A 21,330-nucleotide genomic window follows, 5' to 3' on the forward strand; every position below is an offset into this window, starting at 1 on the left:
GATGAAATACTACAGCACTAACCACCAAGCCCCTCTCGCTTCTTTACAAGAAGCCGTAGTCAAAGGACTCGCATCCGACAAAGGATTATATATGCCCGAGACCATCAACCCCTTGCCAAAGGAATTCTTTGAACAGATAGATACGCTCTCTTTTCAAGAGATAGCATACCAAGTAGCCAATGCTTTCTTTGGCGAAGATGTACCTGCCGAAGTCTTGAAGGCAATTGTTTATGATACTCTTAGCTTTGATGCACCATTGGTTCAAGTAACCGATAATATCTATTCATTGGAATTGTATCACGGACCGACTCTTGCTTTTAAAGATGTAGGCGGACGCTTTATGGCGCGTTTGCTTAGTTACTTCATCAAACAGCAGGGGCAGAAAGATGTAAATGTGCTGGTAGCTACTTCGGGAGACACAGGAAGTGCAGTAGCAAATGGTTTCCTGGGTGTAGAAGGTATACATGTTTATGTATTATATCCCAAAGGAAAGGTGAGCGAGATACAAGAAAAACAGTTCACTACCTTAGGGCAAAATATTACTGCACTCGAAGTTGACGGCACATTTGATGACTGTCAGGCATTGGTTAAAGCTGCTTTTATGGATAAGGAACTTAACGAAAAATTGTTGCTTACCTCAGCAAATTCTATCAATGTAGCACGTTTCCTTCCGCAAGCATTCTACTATTTTTACGCTTATGCACAACTAAAGAAACTTGGAAAGGAGCAACAAATGGTGATGTGTGTACCCAGCGGCAACTTCGGGAATATTACCGCAGGCTTATTTGGTAAAGTAATGGGGCTCTCTATCAAGCGTTTCATTGCTGCCAACAATCGTAACGATATATTCTATCAATACCTGCAAACAGGAATATACACTCCTCGTCCTTCTACCACCACCATTGCCAATGCTATGGATGTGGGAGATCCGAGTAATTTTGCCCGTGTACTCGATTTGTACAAACATAATCATAAAGCAATCACTGCCGAGATAAGCGGAGCAACCTACACCGATGAAGAAATTCGTGAAACGGTAAAGCAGGTTTATCAAGAAGAGAACTACCTTCTTGACCCTCATGGAGCTTGTGGATTCCGTGCGTTAAAAGAAGATTTGAAACCTGGCGAAATCGGCGTATTTATTGAAACTGCACATCCTGCTAAGTTCCTCGAAACGGTAGAAGAGATTGTAGGCGAACGTGTTGAAATCCCTGCGAAACTTCAAGCGTTTATGAAAGGCGAGAAGAAGAGTTTACCGATGGGAAAAGGGTTTGAAGAATTTAAGAGTTACTTGTTGAGTACTAAGTAAGTACTTAATTTATTTCTTTCTCTTGTCCGGCATTAACAAACAATACATCGCCGATGTTATTGAACTCGGAGAAGAAATGGGTAGCGTCGTGCTTAATGATGCGCTCGTTGAAACCGATAATGGTAAGTCCGGCATTCTTAGAGTATTCTTCTACTATCTGCGATAGTGGTTGTTCTTCTCCTTTGGTTAAAATCTCTATGTTGTTGAGAGTAATGGGTAGTCTTCCTTCGGCAATTCGTTGGGTTAACGACTCTTTTACACCGTCAACTTCGCTTGAGGTGGTGGGTACAAATATCTTGATATGGCTATGTTTCCAGTATGGGTGTGCCATAATGATGTAACCCAGTAGAATCATAAAGTTGGTGTTTCGCGAGTCTGCTTCCCGAATCCATACGTGTATACCGTTAATAGGGTTGAAGAAGTGTTCTGAACCTGCAAAAATGCAAACGTCAAAGTCACCTGCCCGCACCAGATTTACATTCTCTAAGATACGCGTTAGCTCTTCTGGGTGTCGCTTGTCGTATTCAAACACCACCAAATTATTCTCCATACCCGAGATAGAGGGGGATTGAATAACCTGTGCTATTGCAGAGGTGTATGAGGGCGAAATCATCGTGTCAATATACAAAGTGCTTTTTTGTAATCGTTGTGTTTGGATAAGTTGCTCCAATACCTCTTTAGATTCAGACACTGTTTGTTTACTATAATATCCCTCTATCAGGTGGAAATAGGTGCCAAATCCATGCTGATAACTTATCCACTTCATTAGCGACAGTACCTTGTCGCGAGTTAGTGAATTGGGAGAGATACACACAGCGGCCGGTCTCCACTCTTCTTTATCCATACCGGTTTGGTGCTTTTGCATATAGATTTGCAAGTGGCGGTTTAACTGAAATAATGCTCCGCGGAAGATATTTACAAGTCCTTTTTTCTCCTTATTATTATGCTCAATAAATAGATAAATCGTAATAATAAGCAGATAAGCAAGAAGTGTATATAGCGGACTAATCATAAACATGACCCATACCGACAGCAAGAAACCCGCTAAAGAAATATACCATTTCGACCGGAAACGTGGACGATAGGAGGGAGGCGAACCGAAGTGATTCAGGAATGAACTGAGACACAACGTGCCGTAGGTAATTAGAAAGAACATAGAGATAATCTCTGCCACCGTGTTTACATCTCCCAAAAGGATGAAAACAAGTGCGATGGCAAATGAGAAGAGAGAGGCGTTGTGTGGCTCGTTATTCTTTCCTTTCCCTTTTGCAAGAAAAAGGTTGATCTTACGGAAAGGGAATGTGCCGTCAGTAGCGATAGCTTGTAGGGTGCGTGGGGCTACCAGCATGGCGCCAAGTGCCGATGAAGAAGTACATGCTGCCAATCCTACAGGGATAATGATAGAACCGAAGAGTGCTATGCGCGACATAATCAGTTGGTCGGACAATAAATCAGCTTGCGAGGCGGAATTAGACAATTTCAGAGCTACCAGAATATATACAACAAAGCCGGTAAAGGTTCCCAGCATGGTGCCGAGTGGGATTGCCTTTGCAGGATTCTTCAAATCTCCACTAAGTCCTACTCCCGCTGTCATTCCGGTAAACGCGGGGAAGCAAATAGCAAAAACAATAAAGAACTTATCCATATTAAAGAAGCCAAAACTATCGGGGATAAACTCTGCTGCGCCGGAATTGCTCACCGGCTTACCAAGAAAGAAGAAGATAAAAGAGACAAGCAGTAGGAAATTTACCACATAAAGTAGCTTCATGCCCGACCCGGATCCTTGCGTAAGAATCAAATAGCCAAGTATGAGTAGTGTTGGTACACTAATAACCTGTTTAGGAAGATCATATCCATAAGTACTAGCAAACCAATCGAACAATGGTTGAAATGCTTCGGCAAAGGCTATCGTATAAAAAGCAATACTAATGGTTTGCGACAGAAAGAGCGTAACACCAATGGTCGAACCCAACTTCAAACCAAACGAGCGGGAAATGATGAAATATTCACCTCCACCTTCTACGCGGGTGTTCGTAGCCAGTTCGGAGATAGCCAGTGCGGTAGGTACGGTAATTAAGTGCCCCAATATAATAATGAAAAGTATACCGAAGAATCCAAGTTCACCTGTGGCATATCCCATACGAAGGAACAAAATAGCTCCCAGAATAGAAGATATAGAGGTCAGGAAAACAGCGGGTGCGCCAAATCCTGTGGTTCGTGTATGTGCTTTTTCATTTTTCATTTTACGAATGTACACATTTCAATTGAAACGCTTTTAGTGTATTGAATGTTTTCTTTTTTTAGAGAGTTGCATTTTCTCCAAATCAAGAGAGTCTTAGTTGAGTTTGTTTTTGGTTAATTTCAAAAATTTGATTTTTTTTAATAAAACTGGTTACATTCTATTTTTCTTATCGTCCTAATAGTAAATAACCTAATAAAACATATCAGAATGATTATGAGCTTGATAAAGCACGGTTTTCATTATTTGGTTTTTATATCTAGTAACACTTTTTTAAGTGTATTGATAATATTAAGAAGCCAAAAGTGTGCTTCAATCTGAAATGTGAATATAACAAATACACCATTATTAATTAAAAATTAGATCTATGAGGAATCATTTATTCTTGCGGAGAAACACACAATTCATGAAATGGGTTTTTTGTGTGTGTCTTCTTCTTTTGGGTAGTTCAACGTTCGGTGTAGCCGAATTGCGGGCAAACTCTGTTGAGGCTACTCAGCAAAGCAAAACAGTAAAAGGTACTGTTGTTGATGAATTGGGCGACCCAATCATTGGTGCGAACGTAAAGGTGCAAGGTGTAGCCGTTGGTGCTATTACCGATATTAATGGAGCTTTTAGCTTATCAGTGCCTGCTGGTGCTAAGCTGGAAGTGTCTTTCATTGGTTGTGTAACACAAGTGGTAGCAGTACCAGCTAGTGGAGTTGTAAGGGTAATACTGAAAGAGGACTCTCAATTGCTGGATGAAGTTGTAATTGTGGGTTATGGTACACAACGCGTGAAAGACTTGACTGGAGCGGCAGCTCATGTGAAGATGGACGAAATTGCCGATCTTCCGGGTGCTTCTATTATTGATGCGCTCGCTGGACAGGTAGTTGGTTTAAGTGTGTCTCAAAGTGATGGTCGACCTGGTAGCACTGGATCTTTGAAAGTACGACAACCGATGGCTTTCGGCTCTGAGGTAGCGTTTAACAATCCATTGATTGTTATTGATGATGTGGTACAAGTTGATGAAGAAGGTTCTCCAAGTATGACTGCATTTAATATGTTAGACCACTCTGAAATTGAAACAATGACTGTGCTAAAAGATGCATCGGCTGCTATTTATGGCTCTCGTGCGTCAGCAGGGGTAATACTTGTAAAAACTAAACGTGGGCAGAAAGGTGCACCGAAGATTTCTTATTCAGGGAAATTGGATTTTTCAGATGCAGTAAGTCATACAAAAGTAATGAATGCATACGAATTGGGGGTGTTTACGAATCGCTTGATTCAACAAGGTTTTACCAATGATCCAAAAGCCATGGAAAAATTCTTGAAGTACAAATATACGGATGCCGAATTAGAACAGTTGAAAAACACAAACCACAATTGGTTAGACAAAGCCTGGGATTCGGCAATCTCTCATCGTCATTCGTTGAATGTAAGTGGAGGTGCTGAGAATATGAATTTCTTCGCAGGGCTTACGTATCAAAAACAAGAAACCAACATGGGTAGTACGCAAGATTATGATAAGTGGACATTCCGTGTAGGTGGTGATATGAAGGTAGCTGCGGGTTTAACCCTTTCTGCTACTATCGCAGGTTATAATCAACAACAAGTATCTTCTAGGGGTCAAAATAAAATGGGATCAGGTCCTTGGGGAACAGCCTCTACATCTGATGATTATACGCAACTTCGCCATATGCCCAGATATATACCAGTTGAAGTAGAAGTGCTTGATCCTGCTACAGGTGAGATGAAAAATTACTACACTTCTCCATGGGCAGGTCCTTATGAATCGAGCACAACGGGAGAAGAAACCCTAAGTGGTTTTGGCTTCTTTAACTATTTTGCCAACGAAAAAGCAGCAAGTACTACCAAAGATGCAAATGGTTACAATGCCAATTTCTCTTTAACATACGATGTACCTTTCGTTAAAGGTCTAAGTTTGAAGGGAACATATGCTGTAAGCTATGCAAATACATTTAGTGAAATGGTAGGTGGTCATTACACACTGGCACGTGCTATTAATACAGACTCCTCTATTCATTTGCCTGTTCATGCTAATACGCAGTACAAGCTAATTACTTATGGGAATCAAGCTAAAGCTTCCGATCGTCCGGGAGTTGTATATACAAAGGGTACTACCAAAACTCAACAAATGAACTTTATGATTAATTATAATCGTACGTTTGGTAAACATGAAGTAGCAGCTACAGGAGTCGTTGAGCGTGGTGAGAGTGAAGGTACTGACCAAAGAACAGCTTATTACGATCGTAATTTGCTTTACACTGGTGCAAGCAATACAGCTGGAACTTTAGATGCAAGTGCAAGTGCTACTTATTTGAAGAAATATGAAAGTGGCTCACTGTCGTATATAGGGAGAGTGAACTACAAATATGACAATCGTTATCTATTCCAATTTCTTATCCGCACAGATGCCTCTACCAGATTTGCTCCAGAGAACTATTGGGGGATATTTCCTACAGCTTCTGTAGGTTGGGTTATCTCAGAAGAAAAGTTCTTTCAAAACAGTAGAATATCTGATATATTTGATTACCTGAAAATTCGTGCAAGCTTAGGCAAAACAGGTAAGGATAATGTGAAGGCTTGGCAATGGCTTCAAATTTATGAAGTTAATGCAACTTCCGGTTTGGGCTTTGGGTCATCAGGTGGTATGCAAGCTCCAGGTGCTACAACAACTGCGGCAGCTAACCGTGACCTTAAGTGGGATAGTACAATAAAGCAAAATTACGGTATTGACTTCAATGTACTTGATAATCGTTTAAGCCTTTCTACTGATTTTTATTACGACAAGACATCTGATTTGATAATGAGTATTCCGAGTGTTGAAGAACCTATCTATATTGGTGCAACTTATCCACCAATGAACTATGGAAAGAAAGATGCTTGGGGTTGGGAATTTTCAATAAGATGGAATGATAAGATAAATCAAAACATCCTTCCTTCATGGGGACCCATTAAATATGGAATAGGTATGGATTATGGCATCAGCTGGAATAAAACAGTATTAGGAAATGATGAGGTATTTGATTATCCGGCTTATTATGCAGGAGCTTCTGAATATACAGGATATCATTCGCCCGACCATACTTGGGGGCTTAAGACATGGAAAGAAACAAGTCAAGGTGACGGGATGCTTCGTACGCAGGCAGATATTGATAAATACTGGGCATACCTCGAAGCCAATGCAATTGCATCAGGAAGAGACGCCTCTACCGTAAGGTATTTTAAGAAGACTAAGTCAGAAATGTATCCGGGTATGATTGCTTACAAAGACTTGCGTGGCGATATAGATGCAGATAATAAAACTTGGGCAGGTCCTGATGGTATTATATCTGATGACCACGGACAAGATTTAGGTAAATTAGCAAACAATCGCCGTCATGGTATAAACACCAAGCTGAGTGCTCAATGGGGTAATTTTAGTTGGAATGCTCAATTGTCAACTTCTTGGGGTGGTTATACAACGTTTGTAAGTAATACGACACAAGGTATTGGTGAAGGAACTTTTATTTGGTCTCAGTTTGCTTATATGAATGATATGTTTGATCCTGAAGAAAATCCAAATGGGAAATATCCAAGCATGGCAGCAAAGGTTAGTAATGCGTTTACGACTTCTGATTTTTGGCAAGTATCATCGTTCCGTATGTATGTACGCAATATGTCGTTCTCTTATAGCTTCCCCAAAGATTTGTTGAAGAATACAGGTATTGACAAGGTGGCTATTACATTGACGGGTAATAATTTGTGGGATTTCTATAATCCATATCCTAAGAAGTTTAAGAATAACTATGATGCGATTCGTACGAATTATCCAACATTGAGAACATGGACCTTGGGCGTTAACTTGACGTTCTAGTGCAGATTCAATGATATAAAATAGATAAATTCAAAAAATATGAGAAATAAAATTTTATTAATACTGATGGGTGTTTGTTTATTAACGGGCACTTCGTGTAGCGACTCATTTCTAGAAGATAAAAGAGACTACAATAATATGATTCCGCTTTATGTCTTTAGCGACCCGGCTCAAGCTTCTGCTGTGCTTGCTAAGCTATACAGGCAAGCGTATAGAGATGGTGGTTACAGCATGCCTTCTCACGGGGCTGATGCTATGATGAGGCAAGGTGCAAACAATGGTGGACAGCAATATGGCCTTTCAGAAGAGTTCCCAAGTGGATTTGGAGGTAGTTCATTTGCAACAGACGGTAGATACACAGGTCGTGCAGATAAGAATACAAAGGCAGGTAATCATATAGCTAATCCTCCTTATTGGAATCAGCCAAGGAATAATAAGAATTTCAATAACATAAACCAGTTCACGTTATTTCCAACCATCTATTTATTGAATGATTACATCAAAGAAATTGATAACTCTCGCTCGCTTATTGATGATAATCAATTTTGGGATAGATTGAAGGGGCAAGCCATTTTCTTGCGCGCATGGATTTATTTTGATGCTGCCCGGTTCTATGGAGGTGTTCCTTATTATTGTACAGAGTTGGATAGTCCACAGCCTAATGATGTATCAGACCGTATGTCGGTGCCTGATATGATTGAGAAAATTTGTGCCGATTTGGAACACGCAGCTTCATTACTTCCCGATAAATACGATGAAACGAATGAGGGTCGCCTTACGCGTATTGCTGCTTTGGCTATGATTAGTCGTGTGCGTGTGTATGCAGCCAGTCCGGTATTCAATGCGAGTTGGGACAATCCGGGCGGTGTGCGTTGGCAAAAGGCTTTGGATGCATCTCTGGCTGCCGAAGCTGCTGCTAATGCTGCTGGCTATGGTACAAGTGTAACTAATATTGATACATGGGATAAATCATTCTATGGCTATGCTAGTGGCGTTTTCAATCCCGAAGCCATTATCAAGATTCAAAAGAGTGATGATGGAAGTGGTGCTACCGGCAACTATTACAATACATGGGAAAATGTCATTCGTCCGGGCGTTGCTCGTGCAGAAAGCACACAAGCAGGTTTGCCAGCACCTGACCAAATGTTGATGGAATTCCCGATGAAAGATGGAAAACGCCCAACTGTAGAGAATGGTTATGACGATGTGAAATTCTATCGTAATCGTGACCCACGTTTCTACAAAACGTTTGCATTTTCAGGGTGTCAATGGCCAGGTGGAAAACAGACCCAGATATGGTTGTATGCTTATAGAAACAGTGCTACAGAACTTCGGTATACAGACGGTAGTACTGGTGACGGTGGAGCGAATAAAAAAAGCCGTGCTTTAGTATGGAAAATGTCCGATCCTAATCTTGGCATAGGTTCAGAAACCACAGGTACTGCAGATATCCTTGAATATCGTTACGCAGAAATATTGCTGAACATCGCTGAATGTTATGCTGCACAAGGTAATGCTGGGAAATGTCTAGAATATCTTGGTAAAATCCGTTCACGTATAGGTATCCCCTCTGCAAATAATTATGGTATTGGTGCTATTTCTGATAGATATGCTCTGATTGAAGCTGTATTGTATGAACGTCGTATTGAACTGGCTTACGAAGGTAAGCGCGTTCACGACATGAAACGTTGGTTGCTTTTTGAAGGAGGTGCTGGATTTGATCCTCAATTTGTATGGGGTGGTAATACTGGTAATATATATGATGCGGAAGCTGCTTACGGACAAGGCTGGAAACTATACAATGGTACAAATGGCAGACCAAATTATAGCAAAACAGATAATGTACTGACAAAATTAGGTTTATCTCGTTGGTGTGGAAAGAAGCACACATCCAAAGTGTGGGCGTACGATTTGGGAGCTAACCAGAATATGAATCCTACGTATGATACTACAACTAAGGAATTCTTGCATCCTTTGCGCGAGAATGCAGATTTGAATGCTGTCCCCAACATCAGACGTGAAATGTCCGAAGCAGAACGCAATGCTGCTTTTGATAAGCTGGATGCTTTTTATGCAAACACAGGTATAACTACAGTAGATTTATACACCGCTGTTGATAAAAAATACGGTATGGACTCTGGGTCAAGTGCTGAGAATCAAAATTTCCAATTTGCTTGGAGAGGTTGGTATTACTCGTATCCTATTCATTACGATATGTATGACTCTGCTAAAGGTAATAGTTGGATATCTCAAACCGAAGGTTGGATGGTTGCCAACGCTACTACAACAGGTGGACCAAATATGGCCGAACAAGACGGTACATACGTATACTGTACCCCCGAATAGTAACTCCTAGAACCTTATATAAATAGGCTGTCTCAAATTTGTTGAGATAGCCTATTTTTTGATTACCGAATATTTGAAGCGTATCCTAACTTTAACAAATGCCCGAAAGGTGAAAACATAACCTTATTTGAAGAAAACGTTAACATACACACACATTAGGTTGTGCCAACGCGTTGGCACTGTCGTGCCAGTGTTGATGCACAGTAGTGCCAGTGCGTTGGCACAACTTTGCCAATGCATTGGCATAACCTACCATTTGTATGTCAAAAAAGGTCCGTGTTTCTATGGAACTTGTGTGTGGTTATTTACCTTGGCGATATAAAGCAAACCGGAAGAATACATTTTTTTTAATTAAACTGATTACATCCTGCTTTTATCCCCGTCTAGTCAATAGATAACCTATTGAAAACACTAAAAAAAGAAATTATGGGCTTAATGAAACGTAGTTTTCATTGTTTGCTTTTGCTGTCAGTGGTGCTGTCGGTAGGAGCTTGTAATATGCAAAAAAAACAAGCTAAGCTAGCCGACGAGAACCAATACAAACTCTCCGTTTGTGATTGGATGATATTGAAACGCCAAAAGATTGGTGCGTTTCAGTTGGCGCATGAAATCGGTTCCCAAGGATTGGAGCTCGATATGGGCAGTCTTGGGCGACGCGACTCCTTTGATAATAAACTGCGCGAACCTCATTTTCAGACATTATTTAAAGAAAAAGCAGCAGAGTTCTCTATCGAGATCTCCTCTATTGCTATGTCTGGCTTTTATGCACAATCTATTGTCGAACGCGAAAGCTATACCGACCTCATTGCCGATTGCCTTGAAACGATGAAAGTAATGGGTGTGAGGATTGCTTTCTTGCCACTTGGTGTACAAGGAAATCTGGTAGAAAAGCCCGAAATACGTCAGGAAATGGTACGTCGCCTTAAAGTGATAGGTGATATGGCTGCCAAAGATGGGTTGACTATTGGCATTGAAACAGCTTTAGATGCTGCTGGCGATGTGGAACTGCTGAAAGAGATAAACTCGCCCGCTATTAAAATTTACTTTAATTTCCAGAATTCATTGGAAGCTGGTAGAGATATTTATAGCGAACTGCGCACGCTGGGCAAAGATCGTATTTGCCAGATACACTGCACCGATACCGATGGTGTGTTACTGCGTGATAATAAACGGTTGGATATGCACAAGATAAAAGAAGTGTTGGACGAGATGCAGTGGAGCGGTTGGCTGGTTGTAGAGCGATCTCGCGATGCGAATGACGTGCGCAATGTGAAGGGCAACTTCGGTGCGAACATTGCTTACTTAAAAGAGATATTTAGAAATTGAGAATTATAAAAAAACACAATGTTTAATTAAAAATTTAATCTATGAAGATGAATTATTTATTCTTATCGGGAAATAGACAAATAGGTAAGTGGGCAGCCGCTTGCTGTTTATGCCTATTTCTGGTAGGTGTAACTTCATGTCAGCATGGTCTTGATGACAGCGAACGGTTTTCCGGTGGCGTAACAGGGGTTACACTGGAATCACCGAATCCGAGTGAAGTAACCTTTACCAAAGTTGCGGGAACATCAAATGTAAAGATCGAATGGCCCGTAGTATATGGAGCAGGCGGTTATGCATTCTCACTTTATATTGTCGACGATCCTGATAATCCGGAATTGGTTGGCGAAGAAAATGAGTTTGTTGATGGCATTTCGATAATTCGTGAGTATAAGGAAGACACCAAATACATGGCGAATATCACAGCGTTAGGAAATGAAAAACTTAATAACAAAGATGCGGCTCCATCCGAAGTATCCTGGAGTACTTTACTTGCGGCTACAATGGTACCCGATGGACTCGATTTGACGACTTATTTTGCCGATTTCGAAGATCCGGGCGAAGAAGTGGCATATGAATTGGCACCCAATGGTAATTACACTGTGTCTGGCGAAATTAATTTTGGTACAGCCAATGTAACCCTTCGTGGTAATAAATTGTCTCCAGCTACTGTAGTGTTGAGCGCCGGATTTAAATCACAAGGTGGTGGAAACAACTTCAAGTTTATCAATTTCAAATGCGAAGGACTTACCGGTAGTAAATCGTTTTATGGATTTAATGCTATCCCCGAAGGTGCCGCATTGGTTTCAAACGGATATATTGTTAAGAACCCGATTGTAATCCAATCTTGTAGTTTCGAGAAATTGCCAGTTCATCTATTCTTTGACGACGGTAAGCATTATGCTGTTTCTGTATTCCTTGTAGATAATTGCGTTGTAGAATTAACCAACAACGGACGTTTTTATCAAAACTCGGGAAGTAATGGTGGTGTAAGCAATTTCACTATTTCAAACAGTACAGTATACAAAAATAATCAAGGTAAAGACTACTTTATGCAATTAAGTGGCCAGCGTCCTCATCAGTTAGGTTGGACTTCGGCAGGACAAACCTATAGAAATTGTACGTTCTATCAATTCGACCGTATGCACAACTCAAACAACTATTCGCGTAATGAGTTAAATTGTTACACCACTGTTGAAAATTGTATTTTCTTAGATGGTCTTCGCGATGCTGCGGCACGTTATATTCTTCCAAGCAACAACGTTAATAACAAAACGTTGACGTTTAAGAATAATACTTATTGGAGAAACGGTGCTGCGGAAACCGGTAATGGGAATTATGATAAGAGTGGTACTTCACTCGATGAAGATCCCGGATGTAAAGACCCATCAAGTGGTGACTTTACCGTAACCAATCCGAATACGATTGCAAGACGCATTGGTGACCCACGTTGGTTTGAATAAAATAGATGAATAATTTTAATACTATAACAATGAAATATAATAGTATATTTAAACTTACTTTGAGCGTTCTTCTGGCTTTCATTATGTCGTTATCGGCATACGCGCAGCAGACTCAAACGTTTAGCGGCGTAGTTGTAGACGAGGCCGAGGAGCCCGTAATTGGTGCAAGCGTAAAGATATTAGGAACATCAACCGGTGTTATTACCGACATAGATGGACGTTTCACGCTGAAGGTGGCTAAAGAGCAAGTGGTAGAAATCTCTTTTATGGGATATACACCGATAAAGGTTACAGACTTCAAACAAACCAGATTCGTGTTGAAAGGAGATGCGATGTTGCTCGACGAAGTTGTAGTAGTAGGTTACGGTACGCAGAAAAAAGCGCACCTTACCGGTGCTATCGCCACTGTGCCGATGGACGACATTCAAGACATTTCTACAGGTAACCTATCTGCTGCATTGAGCGGTATGGTTAATGGTTTGAGCGTTAGTGGTGGTCAATCTCGTCCGGGCGAAAGCGGACGTATCTACATTCGCGACACCAATTCACTGTCCGATGTAGGAGTTACAGCACAAGAACCTCTTTATGTAATCGATGGGTACATTTATCCGAATGATGTAAAAACTCCTAGTGGAACAGAAAACCTTGGTGCTACAGCATTTAACAACCTCGACGCATCGGCTGTCGAAAGTATTTCGGTATTGAAAGATGCTGCTGCTGCTGTTTATGGTGCACGTGCTGCCAATGGTGTTATCTTAGTTACTACTAAAAAAGGGAAATTGGGTGCTCCTCAAGTGTCGTATACCGGCTCGTTCGGTTTTACCGACGAAGTAGCGCGTCCTAAAATGTTGAGTGCGTACAACTATGGTCGTTTATACAATATTACAGCTGCAGGCGACCCCAAAAATACATCGCTTAACCATACCACCGACCTCTTTCAGGCCGATGAGTTGCAAGCTATGAAAGGGTTGAACTACGACTTGCTTGATAAATATTGGAAAACAGGTATCACACAAAGACATAGTGTTAATATAGGTGGCGCAACAGAGAAAGCCAATTACTATGCCAATGTTTCTTATTTCGACCAGGAAGGTAACTTGGGTAGATTGGATTACAACCGTTGGAACTATCGTGCCGGTGTTGATGTGAAAATCAGCAAATGGTTGAAAGTAAACTTGGGTGTAGCGGGCGACTATGGTAAGAAAAACAAGCCGAATGTAAAAGTAGGTGGATCAAACCCAGAAAAAGATTACAATTTGCTGCTTACCCGTCCATATTATATTCCCGAAGAAATAAATGGTTATTACATTCCTGCTTATGGTATCAGCAATACGCAGAAAACAGGTAACCAAAACTACTCCTATGCGGTATTGCAAGACAATGGTGACTACACGCGTAATATGACTTCCAACATGAGCATCAATGGTAATGTTGAATATGATTTTGGATGGAGTAAATACTTGAAAGGATTGAACTTGAAGCTTTCCTACTCAAAGAGTATCAATAACAGCAAGAACAACCAGTATGCTTCGGATTATACCATCTATGAAATGATAAATCGCACCGGTAGTGGTGCTCACCTCTATACACCGGTTGCCGGACAAGATTATGATCCGTTTATCGCGGAAAGCAATTTCAGCCCAATGAAACTCTCGAACGGTTCTAATTCACTTCTATCGCGTAACATGACCCGTACGGACAACTATCAGATTAACTTTACCGTATCTTATGCGCGTACTTTTGGCTTGCATAACGTAAGTGGGATGTTTGCTATCGAGAAATCGGAAGCGGAGATGGAATATCTATATGGAGATGTTTCACAGGTTAGTGAAATGACGACTGGACAGTCGAACTTAATCAATCAAGGTTCCGAACAAACTACCACGTTTACTCGTAGCGAGTCGGGTACAATGTCTTACATTGGTCGTGCAAATTATACGTACAATGATAAGTACTTACTGGAATTCCTATTGCGCTCGGACGCTTCAACCAAATTTGCTCCAAGGAACTATTGGGGAACTTTCCCTTCTGTTTCTGCCGGTTGGATTATTTCTCAGGAAAAATGGATGGCAAAGGTGAAATGGGTAGACTACTTGAAAGTACGTGGGTCGTTCGGTCTTACAGGTCGCGACAACACTACCGCTTGGCAGTGGTTGCAAACATATAGCGCATCAAAAGGTAAAGGACCGGTATTTGGTGTTAATAATAATGCCAGCAGCCAGCTTACCATGAATAACAATAATGCAGCAGTAAATACTGATGTGCATTGGGATAAGTCATACAAAGCTAACTTCGGTATTGATTTCACAACATTGAATAGCCGTTTGTCGTTCAATATTGATGGATACTATGTATGGAATCGTGAGATGTTGATGAGATTGTCGCAAGAAATATCAACAGTTGTTGGTACGGAATCGGCATTTACCAATTTGGGTAAGACAGATAACTATGGTATTGAATTCTCAGCAACATGGAGAGATAAAATCGGTAAAGATTTCAAATATAGAATTAGTGTCAATACCGGATATACCGACAATAAAGTGCTTTTGATGGACTTTGAGACTGAACGAGCTTATAAGGAAATCAGAAAAGGTCATCGCTCGGATATAGGAACATGGGGTATGCAGTGTATTGGTATGTTCCGTTCGTTCCAGGATATTGAAGAGTACTTTGCAAAATACAATATCTCTACCTATATGGGTATGTCGAAAGACCAAGTGCGTCCGGGTATGTTGATGTACAAAGATGTGCGCGGTTCTGCACAACAACCTGATGGTAGCTATGGCGGTCCTGATGGTATTGTAGACTCGGAAAATGACCAGGTACGCTTGTCGAACCGTTCAAATCCATACGGATTTACCACGAATATGAGCGCGGAGTGGAAAGGTATTTCGCTTACCGCACAGATTAGTGCAAGTTGGGGTGGATATAGCCAGCTTCCTTCTGCCGCATACAAACCGGCCGATGGTCTTGAAGTTACCAATATGCCTTCGTTCTGGAAACCGGAAGATGTATTTGTTTATGAAGATATTTACGATGGATCGGGCAATCTGTTAATGCCTGCTAACCATGGAGCGAAATATCCGAATCTTAAACATGGTGTTAATGCTCAAGCTTCCTCTTTCTGGCGCGTAAGCGGTACACGTGTAAGTTTGAACCGTTTGACGTTAGCTTATGCTATACCAAAGAAGTACACCAACTATATTGGTATTCAAAGTTGTCGTTTTAATCTTACCGGACAAAACTTGTTGAGCCTCTACAATCCGTATCCTGATAATTTCATGGATCCGATGTGCAGTTATGGTAACTATCCTACGTTGAGAACATTCACCTTGGGTGTAAATGTAACATTCTAAAGAAAGTAAACAATGAAAAATAACATCAAATTATTTAGTCTTGCCTTAGTAGCAAGCGTGGCTTTAGCTTCTTGTAGCGATTCCTTCCTGGAAGAAAAGAAAGACCACGGTAGTACGAATACCGATATATATAACTACTACTCGGGTGCGGATGGCCGCATAAGAAGCCTTTATGCGAGAGCATTACCCAACACTAATGCCGATGCAGCTTGGAACAATCCATCTACGGGTCGTCCAGACGTACAATCGAAATCAACGGAAGAGTATACAGGATTCGATTTATTTGTAGATCCAACAAAAGAACTTACGGCTTTGTCGGGTGACAGAAGAGTACCCAGCTATTTTCATTATCAGATGAAAAACGCAGTAAATGTATATGGACGTATTCGTGACATCAATGATGCAATTATAGGTATTGAAGAAGGGTCATTGTCAAGAGAAGAAAAAGACCAGTTGGTTGGACAAGCCTATTTTTTGCGTGCATGGTGCTACTACAATATCGTTAAGTATTATGGCGGCATACCTATTGTAACCGAAAAACTGGAACCGGTAGAGAGCAGTAAAGTTCCCCGCTTTACAACAAAAGCTTGTATTGAGTTTATGTGCGATGATTTAGATAAAGCGGCAGAAATGTTGAAAGCTACAGGTGCTTGGGATGCTAACAACTTTGGTCGTGTAACTGCTGGTGCGGCACTTGCATTGAAAGGTAGAATACAGCTTCTTTGGGCAAGCCCGATTTTCAACAGAGCCAACGAAGTAGCACGTTGGGAGACTGCCTATACCACTATTAAAAATTCAATTCCGGTACTCGAAGAATGTGGACATGGTTTGTTTAGGCGTGGTAACAATGTGAATGGCTCGGACTTTGCGGCTATGTTCTCTACTATTTATCCTAATCCTGAAGCGGTGTTTGTTTCACTCTGTAATCAAGCTACAGGCGATGATGAAAAGAAGAACAATCCGTGGGAGAGAAATATTCGCCCGGCCAACTCGCTTGGACAAGGTTCTTACGAAGCATCTGATATGATGTTGAATCAATTCCCAATGGCAGATGGTAAGCGCCCATCAGTAAGTGGTACATACACAAATTTGGAGGTTTCCGAGCTTGAATATGATATTAATTTCCCATTTGCAAATCGCGACCCACGTTTCTATCGCACATTTGCATTCCCTGGTGTTCGTTGGGCATACAGTGGAAACCCAACACAATCCGACGCGAAAAATCCGTCGTATAACGAAGGGAAAGATTATGTATTGTGGAATTATGTGTGGTACACAAGTACAGACGATCAGGGCAATCCGGAGGGAACTTCGTATGCAGCAGATAATCTGCTTAACAGCAAAAGAACAGTTTATATACGAAAACGTTCGGATGACTATGATGTAATGAACAGCGTGTTGTATAAATATGAACCGGGTGCAGGCAACAACGCATTTGCTTTATCGGCTGCTCCTTACATGGAAATTCGTTATGCAGAAGTATTGTTGAACTATGCCGAAGCTGCTTGCGGTGCCGGACACCTTAGCGAAGCTGTAGAACAATTACGCAAAATCCGCGAACGCGCTGGTTATACTTCTGAAACCAATTATGGTTTGCAAGCTGACTTAACCTCTAATGAGGCAGCGTGTATGTCGGCCATCATTTATGAACGTCAGATAGAGTTGGCATACGAAGGTAAGCGTTTCGACGATTTGCGTCGTTGGATGTTGTACGATGGTGGAATCGGAAAAGTGGAAGGTGCTCCAAATACATGGACTTTGAGCGGATGGGGTGGAAACACTTGTATCTACTTAGGCTTTAAACCACTGAACGGACAACGTCGCGACAAAATTGAATTCCGTTTGGCTGATAGCTACGGTGTAGGTGGCACTACTGCCGACTCCGATCCTCTTTTGAAGGCTGGAGTAGAACGTCCTGCGGCTATAGATTTCCGTAAAGAAGATTTGGATACACAGCTCGAAACGTTGAGAGATTTCTATAAAACTAATTTTGTAGCTAAAAAGAAGATTGGTGATGCTCGTACTTCCGATAAAGTTGATTTGTACATTGATTTCCGTCCGAAGTATTATTTACTTGGTTTCAATGATAGTGCAATGGGTAGCTATAAAGAAGGTTTACAAACTATTGGATGGGAAGATACTAATAAGGGTAATGCACCCGGTACTTTCGACCCATTGGCTGAATAAGCAATATCCGAATAGATAAACTAAAAGAGCTATGCCACACCGGCATAGCTCTTTTTTTGAATGATTTGAGTACACAATTTACCAACAATCGTCATTATTTATTAGATTTGGCGAGGTTTCCAAATAAGAATACGACAATACTTAATTTATTATTAAAATGAAAAGAAAAGCACTGTTTTTGTTATGCTGCATACTAGGCTTTAGCTTGTATGCGCAAGTAGTTAAGGTGGACCTGAATATGTCCGGTCGCAACGATAATGAAGTTAATGAACCGGGCTATACACCTTGGACTATAGGTACTATACATACAGCTTCCATGGAGGAAGCCGGTGTTACTTTTACACTAACCGGAATAGCTCCCGGAACTGACGAGAAACTGACTAATCTCCGTTCAAGTTGGTCTAAATCCCTAGTTCAATCGCCTTATTTTATGCGGCTTGTTAATGACGGTGTTTACGTTGAGAATGATGCGCTACTGGCATTTCCTGGGGAAAGTGCTGTTATGGAGCTGAAGATATCTGGGCTCTCGGTAGGACAACATACCATTCAAACTTATCACAATGTGTGGTCGGGCAACGCGACTTCGACTACGGATTATGCACCGCTCAATGTGTTCTTAAACGGAACATTGGTGCATAACCAGGTAAGATGTTCCTGGCAGGTAAAGACGGTGCCGGAGGCAACTTGTTTGCTTACGGTTATGAATGTAACCGAAGAAGGACAAGATATGATACTTCGCTTTGAAGCCCAAAAAGACTTTACGGTTGCAGCGGGAAAAACTGCCGAATATAATGTTTATTTCAATGGCTTTTTGCTGAATGTGATTGATCGATCTAAGCAATCGTGCAATCCAGTTCCTGCTGATAGAGATATTCATGTAGAGCCCAACAATGGTTCATTAACTCTGAAGTGGGAAGAAGCTATTGACAATAGCGCTCGGTCTCATGTGTTGTATTTCGGAACAGACTCTATCGCTGTTGCTAATGCTACACCTGCCAGTACCGATGTCTACAAAGGAACCTTTGCAAGGACAGTGAAGGAATATACGGTAAATGATTTGTATAGCATGAATAACTATTTCTGGCGTGTGGACGAGGTAGATGCCAATGAGTTCACAAACAAAGGTGTGGTGTGGAAATTCCGTCCTCGCCAATTGGCTTTTGCCGGTGCCGAAGGTTACGGCCGTTTTGCTACAGGAGGTCGTGGTGGTCGCGTAGTATATGTTACCAATCTGAATGACTCCGGTGAAGGTAGCTTCAGAGCTGCTGCAACCGATGGGAAAGGTCCCCGCACGATTGTTTTCGCTGTTTCGGGTATTATTAAGTTGGAGAGCAGGCTCGTGATGGATCCGTTTGTAACCGTTGCGGGGCAAACTGCACCCGGTAAAGGAATCTGTTTTCGCTCGGCTCCAATAGGAGTAGGTAAAGAGTCTATCGTTCGTTTTATACGTTCTCGCTTGGGAGCGGGAGATACTGCCGATGGTATGGGAATGACCGGAGGTAATCACTCTATTATGGACCATGTTTCTATCAGTTGGGCAATAGACGAGGTATTCAGCTCGAGAGGTGCGCTTAATATAACGCTTCAACGCTCGCTTATTTCAGAGGCATTGAACATTGCGGGACATAAGAATTACGGAGCGGGTACACGTCACGGATACGCGGGTAGCGTTGGAGGTGATGTGGCTTCTTTGCATCACAACTTGCTGGCGCACAACGACGGACGTAACTGGAGTATGGCAGGCGGACTCGATGGTGCCGGCTACTATTCAGGCAGATTGGATATTTTCAACATGGTGGTTTACAATTGGGGCGGACGTACAACAGACGGTGGTGCTCACGAAGTGAACTTTGTTAATAACTATTATAAAGAAGGTCCGGCTACCAGAACAACAAGCCATATGTTATCTGCCGATTTGGAAGGTACCGGAAGTGGTTCGCAAAGCTATTACTACAAGGGCAATGTGCAACAAAAGGCTGATGGTACATTCAGGCATGATGGAACAAATGATGAGGGTGGACGCCGATATACCTTAAAGAATAGTCAAAAACTTGATTGGACGCTATGGAGTCCGGAACCTTTCTTCCCTTCTTATGCCAAGATAGAAACTGCTTATGAAGCTTACAAGTCGGTTCTCTCGGATGTGGGTTGTACAATGCCGGTGCTCGATGACCACGATGTACGTGTGATTAACGAAACCAAAAACGGTACATATTCGGCAACGGGAAGTGCTTCGAATGACAAGGGACTTATCGACCACGAAGATGATGCGGGTGGCTACGAAGACTATGGCAACGAAGTGCGCCCCGATTGGTTTGATACGGATAAAGATGGTTTGCCCAACTGGTGGGAAGCGCTTATTGGCACAAATCCCAATTCGCCCGAAGGAGATTTCTCTGACGCTAATGCCGACCCCAACAAAGAAGGAATTACCAACTTGGAGAAATACCTGGAGTGGATGGCTAATCCTTATTTTTACACGAAGTATAATGAGCCACTTACCATCGATTTTGCTCCGTACTTCGTAGGTTACACGGCAAATCCTGTTTATTCAACCGTGGCAGTAGATGGATTAAATGTATCTTTTACAGGTTCTCAGGCTACAATTACCACCACTGCAACTCAAGAATCTATTTATAGCTTCGATGTAAAGGTTACAGATGAGGAAGGAGCTACAATGACACGTCGTTTTGGTGTTAATGTAAACGCAACCGGAACAGGTATTGAAGAAGTAGCCGCAAAGAAACCGGATGTAGAAGTGTATCCTACCATATTCGACTCTAACATCAAGCTGGTGCTTCGCTCGGAAAAAGATAAAACCGTTTCTGTTAAGTTGAATGATTTGGGCGGTCGCGCTGTGGTAAGTAAGAACTTTGAAGTTCAAGCTGGAAGCAACAATTTGGAGTTAAACTCTTTGTCTTCTATCCCTGCCCAAATGTATATTTTACAGGTAGTAGACAGCAAAACAGGCCATGTTATCAATGCTACAAAAGTAATTAAGAAGTAAATCCTATTCTTACCGAAAGGCTGTATCAAGAACCTGCATAGCACAGATTTGTTGATACAGCCTTTCTTTTTCTCTTCCAAAAAAGCTAACACCCGCCTCTTCTTCCTGTTTGCTTAAACTATCATTTTGCTAAAGCCCTCAATACTGCGATAATTTCTGTAATGGTTGCACTTACACCTAAAAATGCGAAAAAAACACTTTGTTTTGATTCATATTGGACTGAGTTTTTGGAAAAAAGCACTTT

Annotated in this window: 9 protein-coding genes; 8 read left to right on the forward strand and 1 reads right to left on the reverse strand. The window is 41.6% G+C overall.

The window, feature by feature from the left end:
* Window position 1: 1 nt before the first annotated feature.
* Window positions 2-1,306, forward strand: coding sequence for a threonine synthase (gene thrC / locus D0T50_RS04725; protein ID WP_163222360.1), 1,305 nt, complete (start codon window positions 2-4; stop codon window positions 1,304-1,306).
* 4 nt (window positions 1,307-1,310) lie between these two features.
* Here thrC and D0T50_RS04730 read toward each other — a convergent pair whose 3' ends face one another.
* Window positions 1,311-3,548, reverse strand: coding sequence for an amino acid permease (locus D0T50_RS04730; RefSeq protein WP_163222361.1), 2,238 nt, complete (start codon window positions 3,546-3,548; stop codon window positions 1,311-1,313).
* A 403-nt stretch (window positions 3,549-3,951) separates the two neighbouring features.
* Here D0T50_RS04730 and D0T50_RS04735 point away from each other — a divergent pair, with 403 nt between their 5' ends.
* The 7 genes from D0T50_RS04735 to D0T50_RS04765 all read left to right on the forward strand — a co-directional run bounded on the left by D0T50_RS04735 (window position 3,952) and on the right by D0T50_RS04765 (window position 21,086).
* A complete protein-coding gene (locus D0T50_RS04735) occupies window positions 3,952-7,404 on the forward strand; it encodes a SusC/RagA family TonB-linked outer membrane protein (RefSeq protein WP_239058210.1) in 3,453 nt (1,150 codons plus the stop codon).
* A 39-nt stretch (window positions 7,405-7,443) separates the two neighbouring features.
* A complete protein-coding gene (locus D0T50_RS04740; RefSeq protein WP_163222363.1) occupies window positions 7,444-9,750 on the forward strand; it encodes a RagB/SusD family nutrient uptake outer membrane protein in 2,307 nt (768 codons plus the stop codon).
* A 426-nt stretch (window positions 9,751-10,176) separates the two neighbouring features.
* Window positions 10,177-11,076 (forward strand): sugar phosphate isomerase/epimerase family protein, encoded by a 900-nt coding sequence (locus D0T50_RS04745; protein WP_163222364.1) that lies wholly within the window; start codon window positions 10,177-10,179, stop codon window positions 11,074-11,076.
* Window positions 11,077-11,117: 41 nt separating this feature from the next.
* On the forward strand, window positions 11,118-12,536 hold the full coding sequence (locus tag D0T50_RS04750; protein ID WP_163222365.1) for a DUF4992 family lipoprotein: 1,419 nt from the start codon (window positions 11,118-11,120) through the stop codon (window positions 12,534-12,536).
* 29 nt (window positions 12,537-12,565) lie between these two features.
* Window positions 12,566-15,892: a TonB-dependent receptor gene (locus tag D0T50_RS04755; protein ID WP_163222366.1), complete on the forward strand. Its 3,327-nt coding sequence runs from the start codon at window positions 12,566-12,568 to the stop codon at window positions 15,890-15,892.
* A 12-nt stretch (window positions 15,893-15,904) separates the two neighbouring features.
* On the forward strand, window positions 15,905-18,079 hold the full coding sequence (locus D0T50_RS04760) for a RagB/SusD family nutrient uptake outer membrane protein (protein ID WP_163222367.1): 2,175 nt from the start codon (window positions 15,905-15,907) through the stop codon (window positions 18,077-18,079).
* A gap of 157 nt (window positions 18,080-18,236) precedes the next feature.
* Entirely contained in the window at window positions 18,237-21,086 is a 2,850-nt protein-coding gene (locus D0T50_RS04765; protein WP_163222368.1) for a thrombospondin type 3 repeat-containing protein, read from the forward strand.
* Window positions 21,087-21,330 lie beyond the last annotated feature (244 nt).

It is taken from the genome of Bacteroides sp. 214 (assembly GCF_010501015.1).
GTDB lineage: Bacteria > Bacteroidota > Bacteroidia > Bacteroidales > Bacteroidaceae > Bacteroides.

Coding starts and splice junctions, on each gene's coding strand:
- D0T50_RS04760 (WP_163222367.1), top strand. CDS start 15,905: ATGAAAAATAACATCAAATTATTTAGTCTTGCCTTAGTAGCAAGCGTG.
- D0T50_RS04735 (WP_239058210.1), top strand. CDS start 3,952: ATGAAATGGGTTTTTTGTGTGTGTCTTCTTCTTTTGGGTAGTTCAACG.
- D0T50_RS04750 (WP_163222365.1), top strand. CDS start 11,118: ATGAAGATGAATTATTTATTCTTATCGGGAAATAGACAAATAGGTAAG.
- D0T50_RS04745 (WP_163222364.1), top strand. CDS start 10,177: ATGGGCTTAATGAAACGTAGTTTTCATTGTTTGCTTTTGCTGTCAGTG.
- D0T50_RS04755 (WP_163222366.1), top strand. CDS start 12,566: ATGAAATATAATAGTATATTTAAACTTACTTTGAGCGTTCTTCTGGCT.
- thrC (WP_163222360.1), top strand. CDS start 2: ATGAAATACTACAGCACTAACCACCAAGCCCCTCTCGCTTCTTTACAA.
- D0T50_RS04730 (WP_163222361.1), bottom strand. CDS start 3,548: ATGAAAAATGAAAAAGCACATACACGAACCACAGGATTTGGCGCACCC.
- D0T50_RS04765 (WP_163222368.1), top strand. CDS start 18,237: ATGAAAAGAAAAGCACTGTTTTTGTTATGCTGCATACTAGGCTTTAGC.
- D0T50_RS04740 (WP_163222363.1), top strand. CDS start 7,444: ATGAGAAATAAAATTTTATTAATACTGATGGGTGTTTGTTTATTAACG.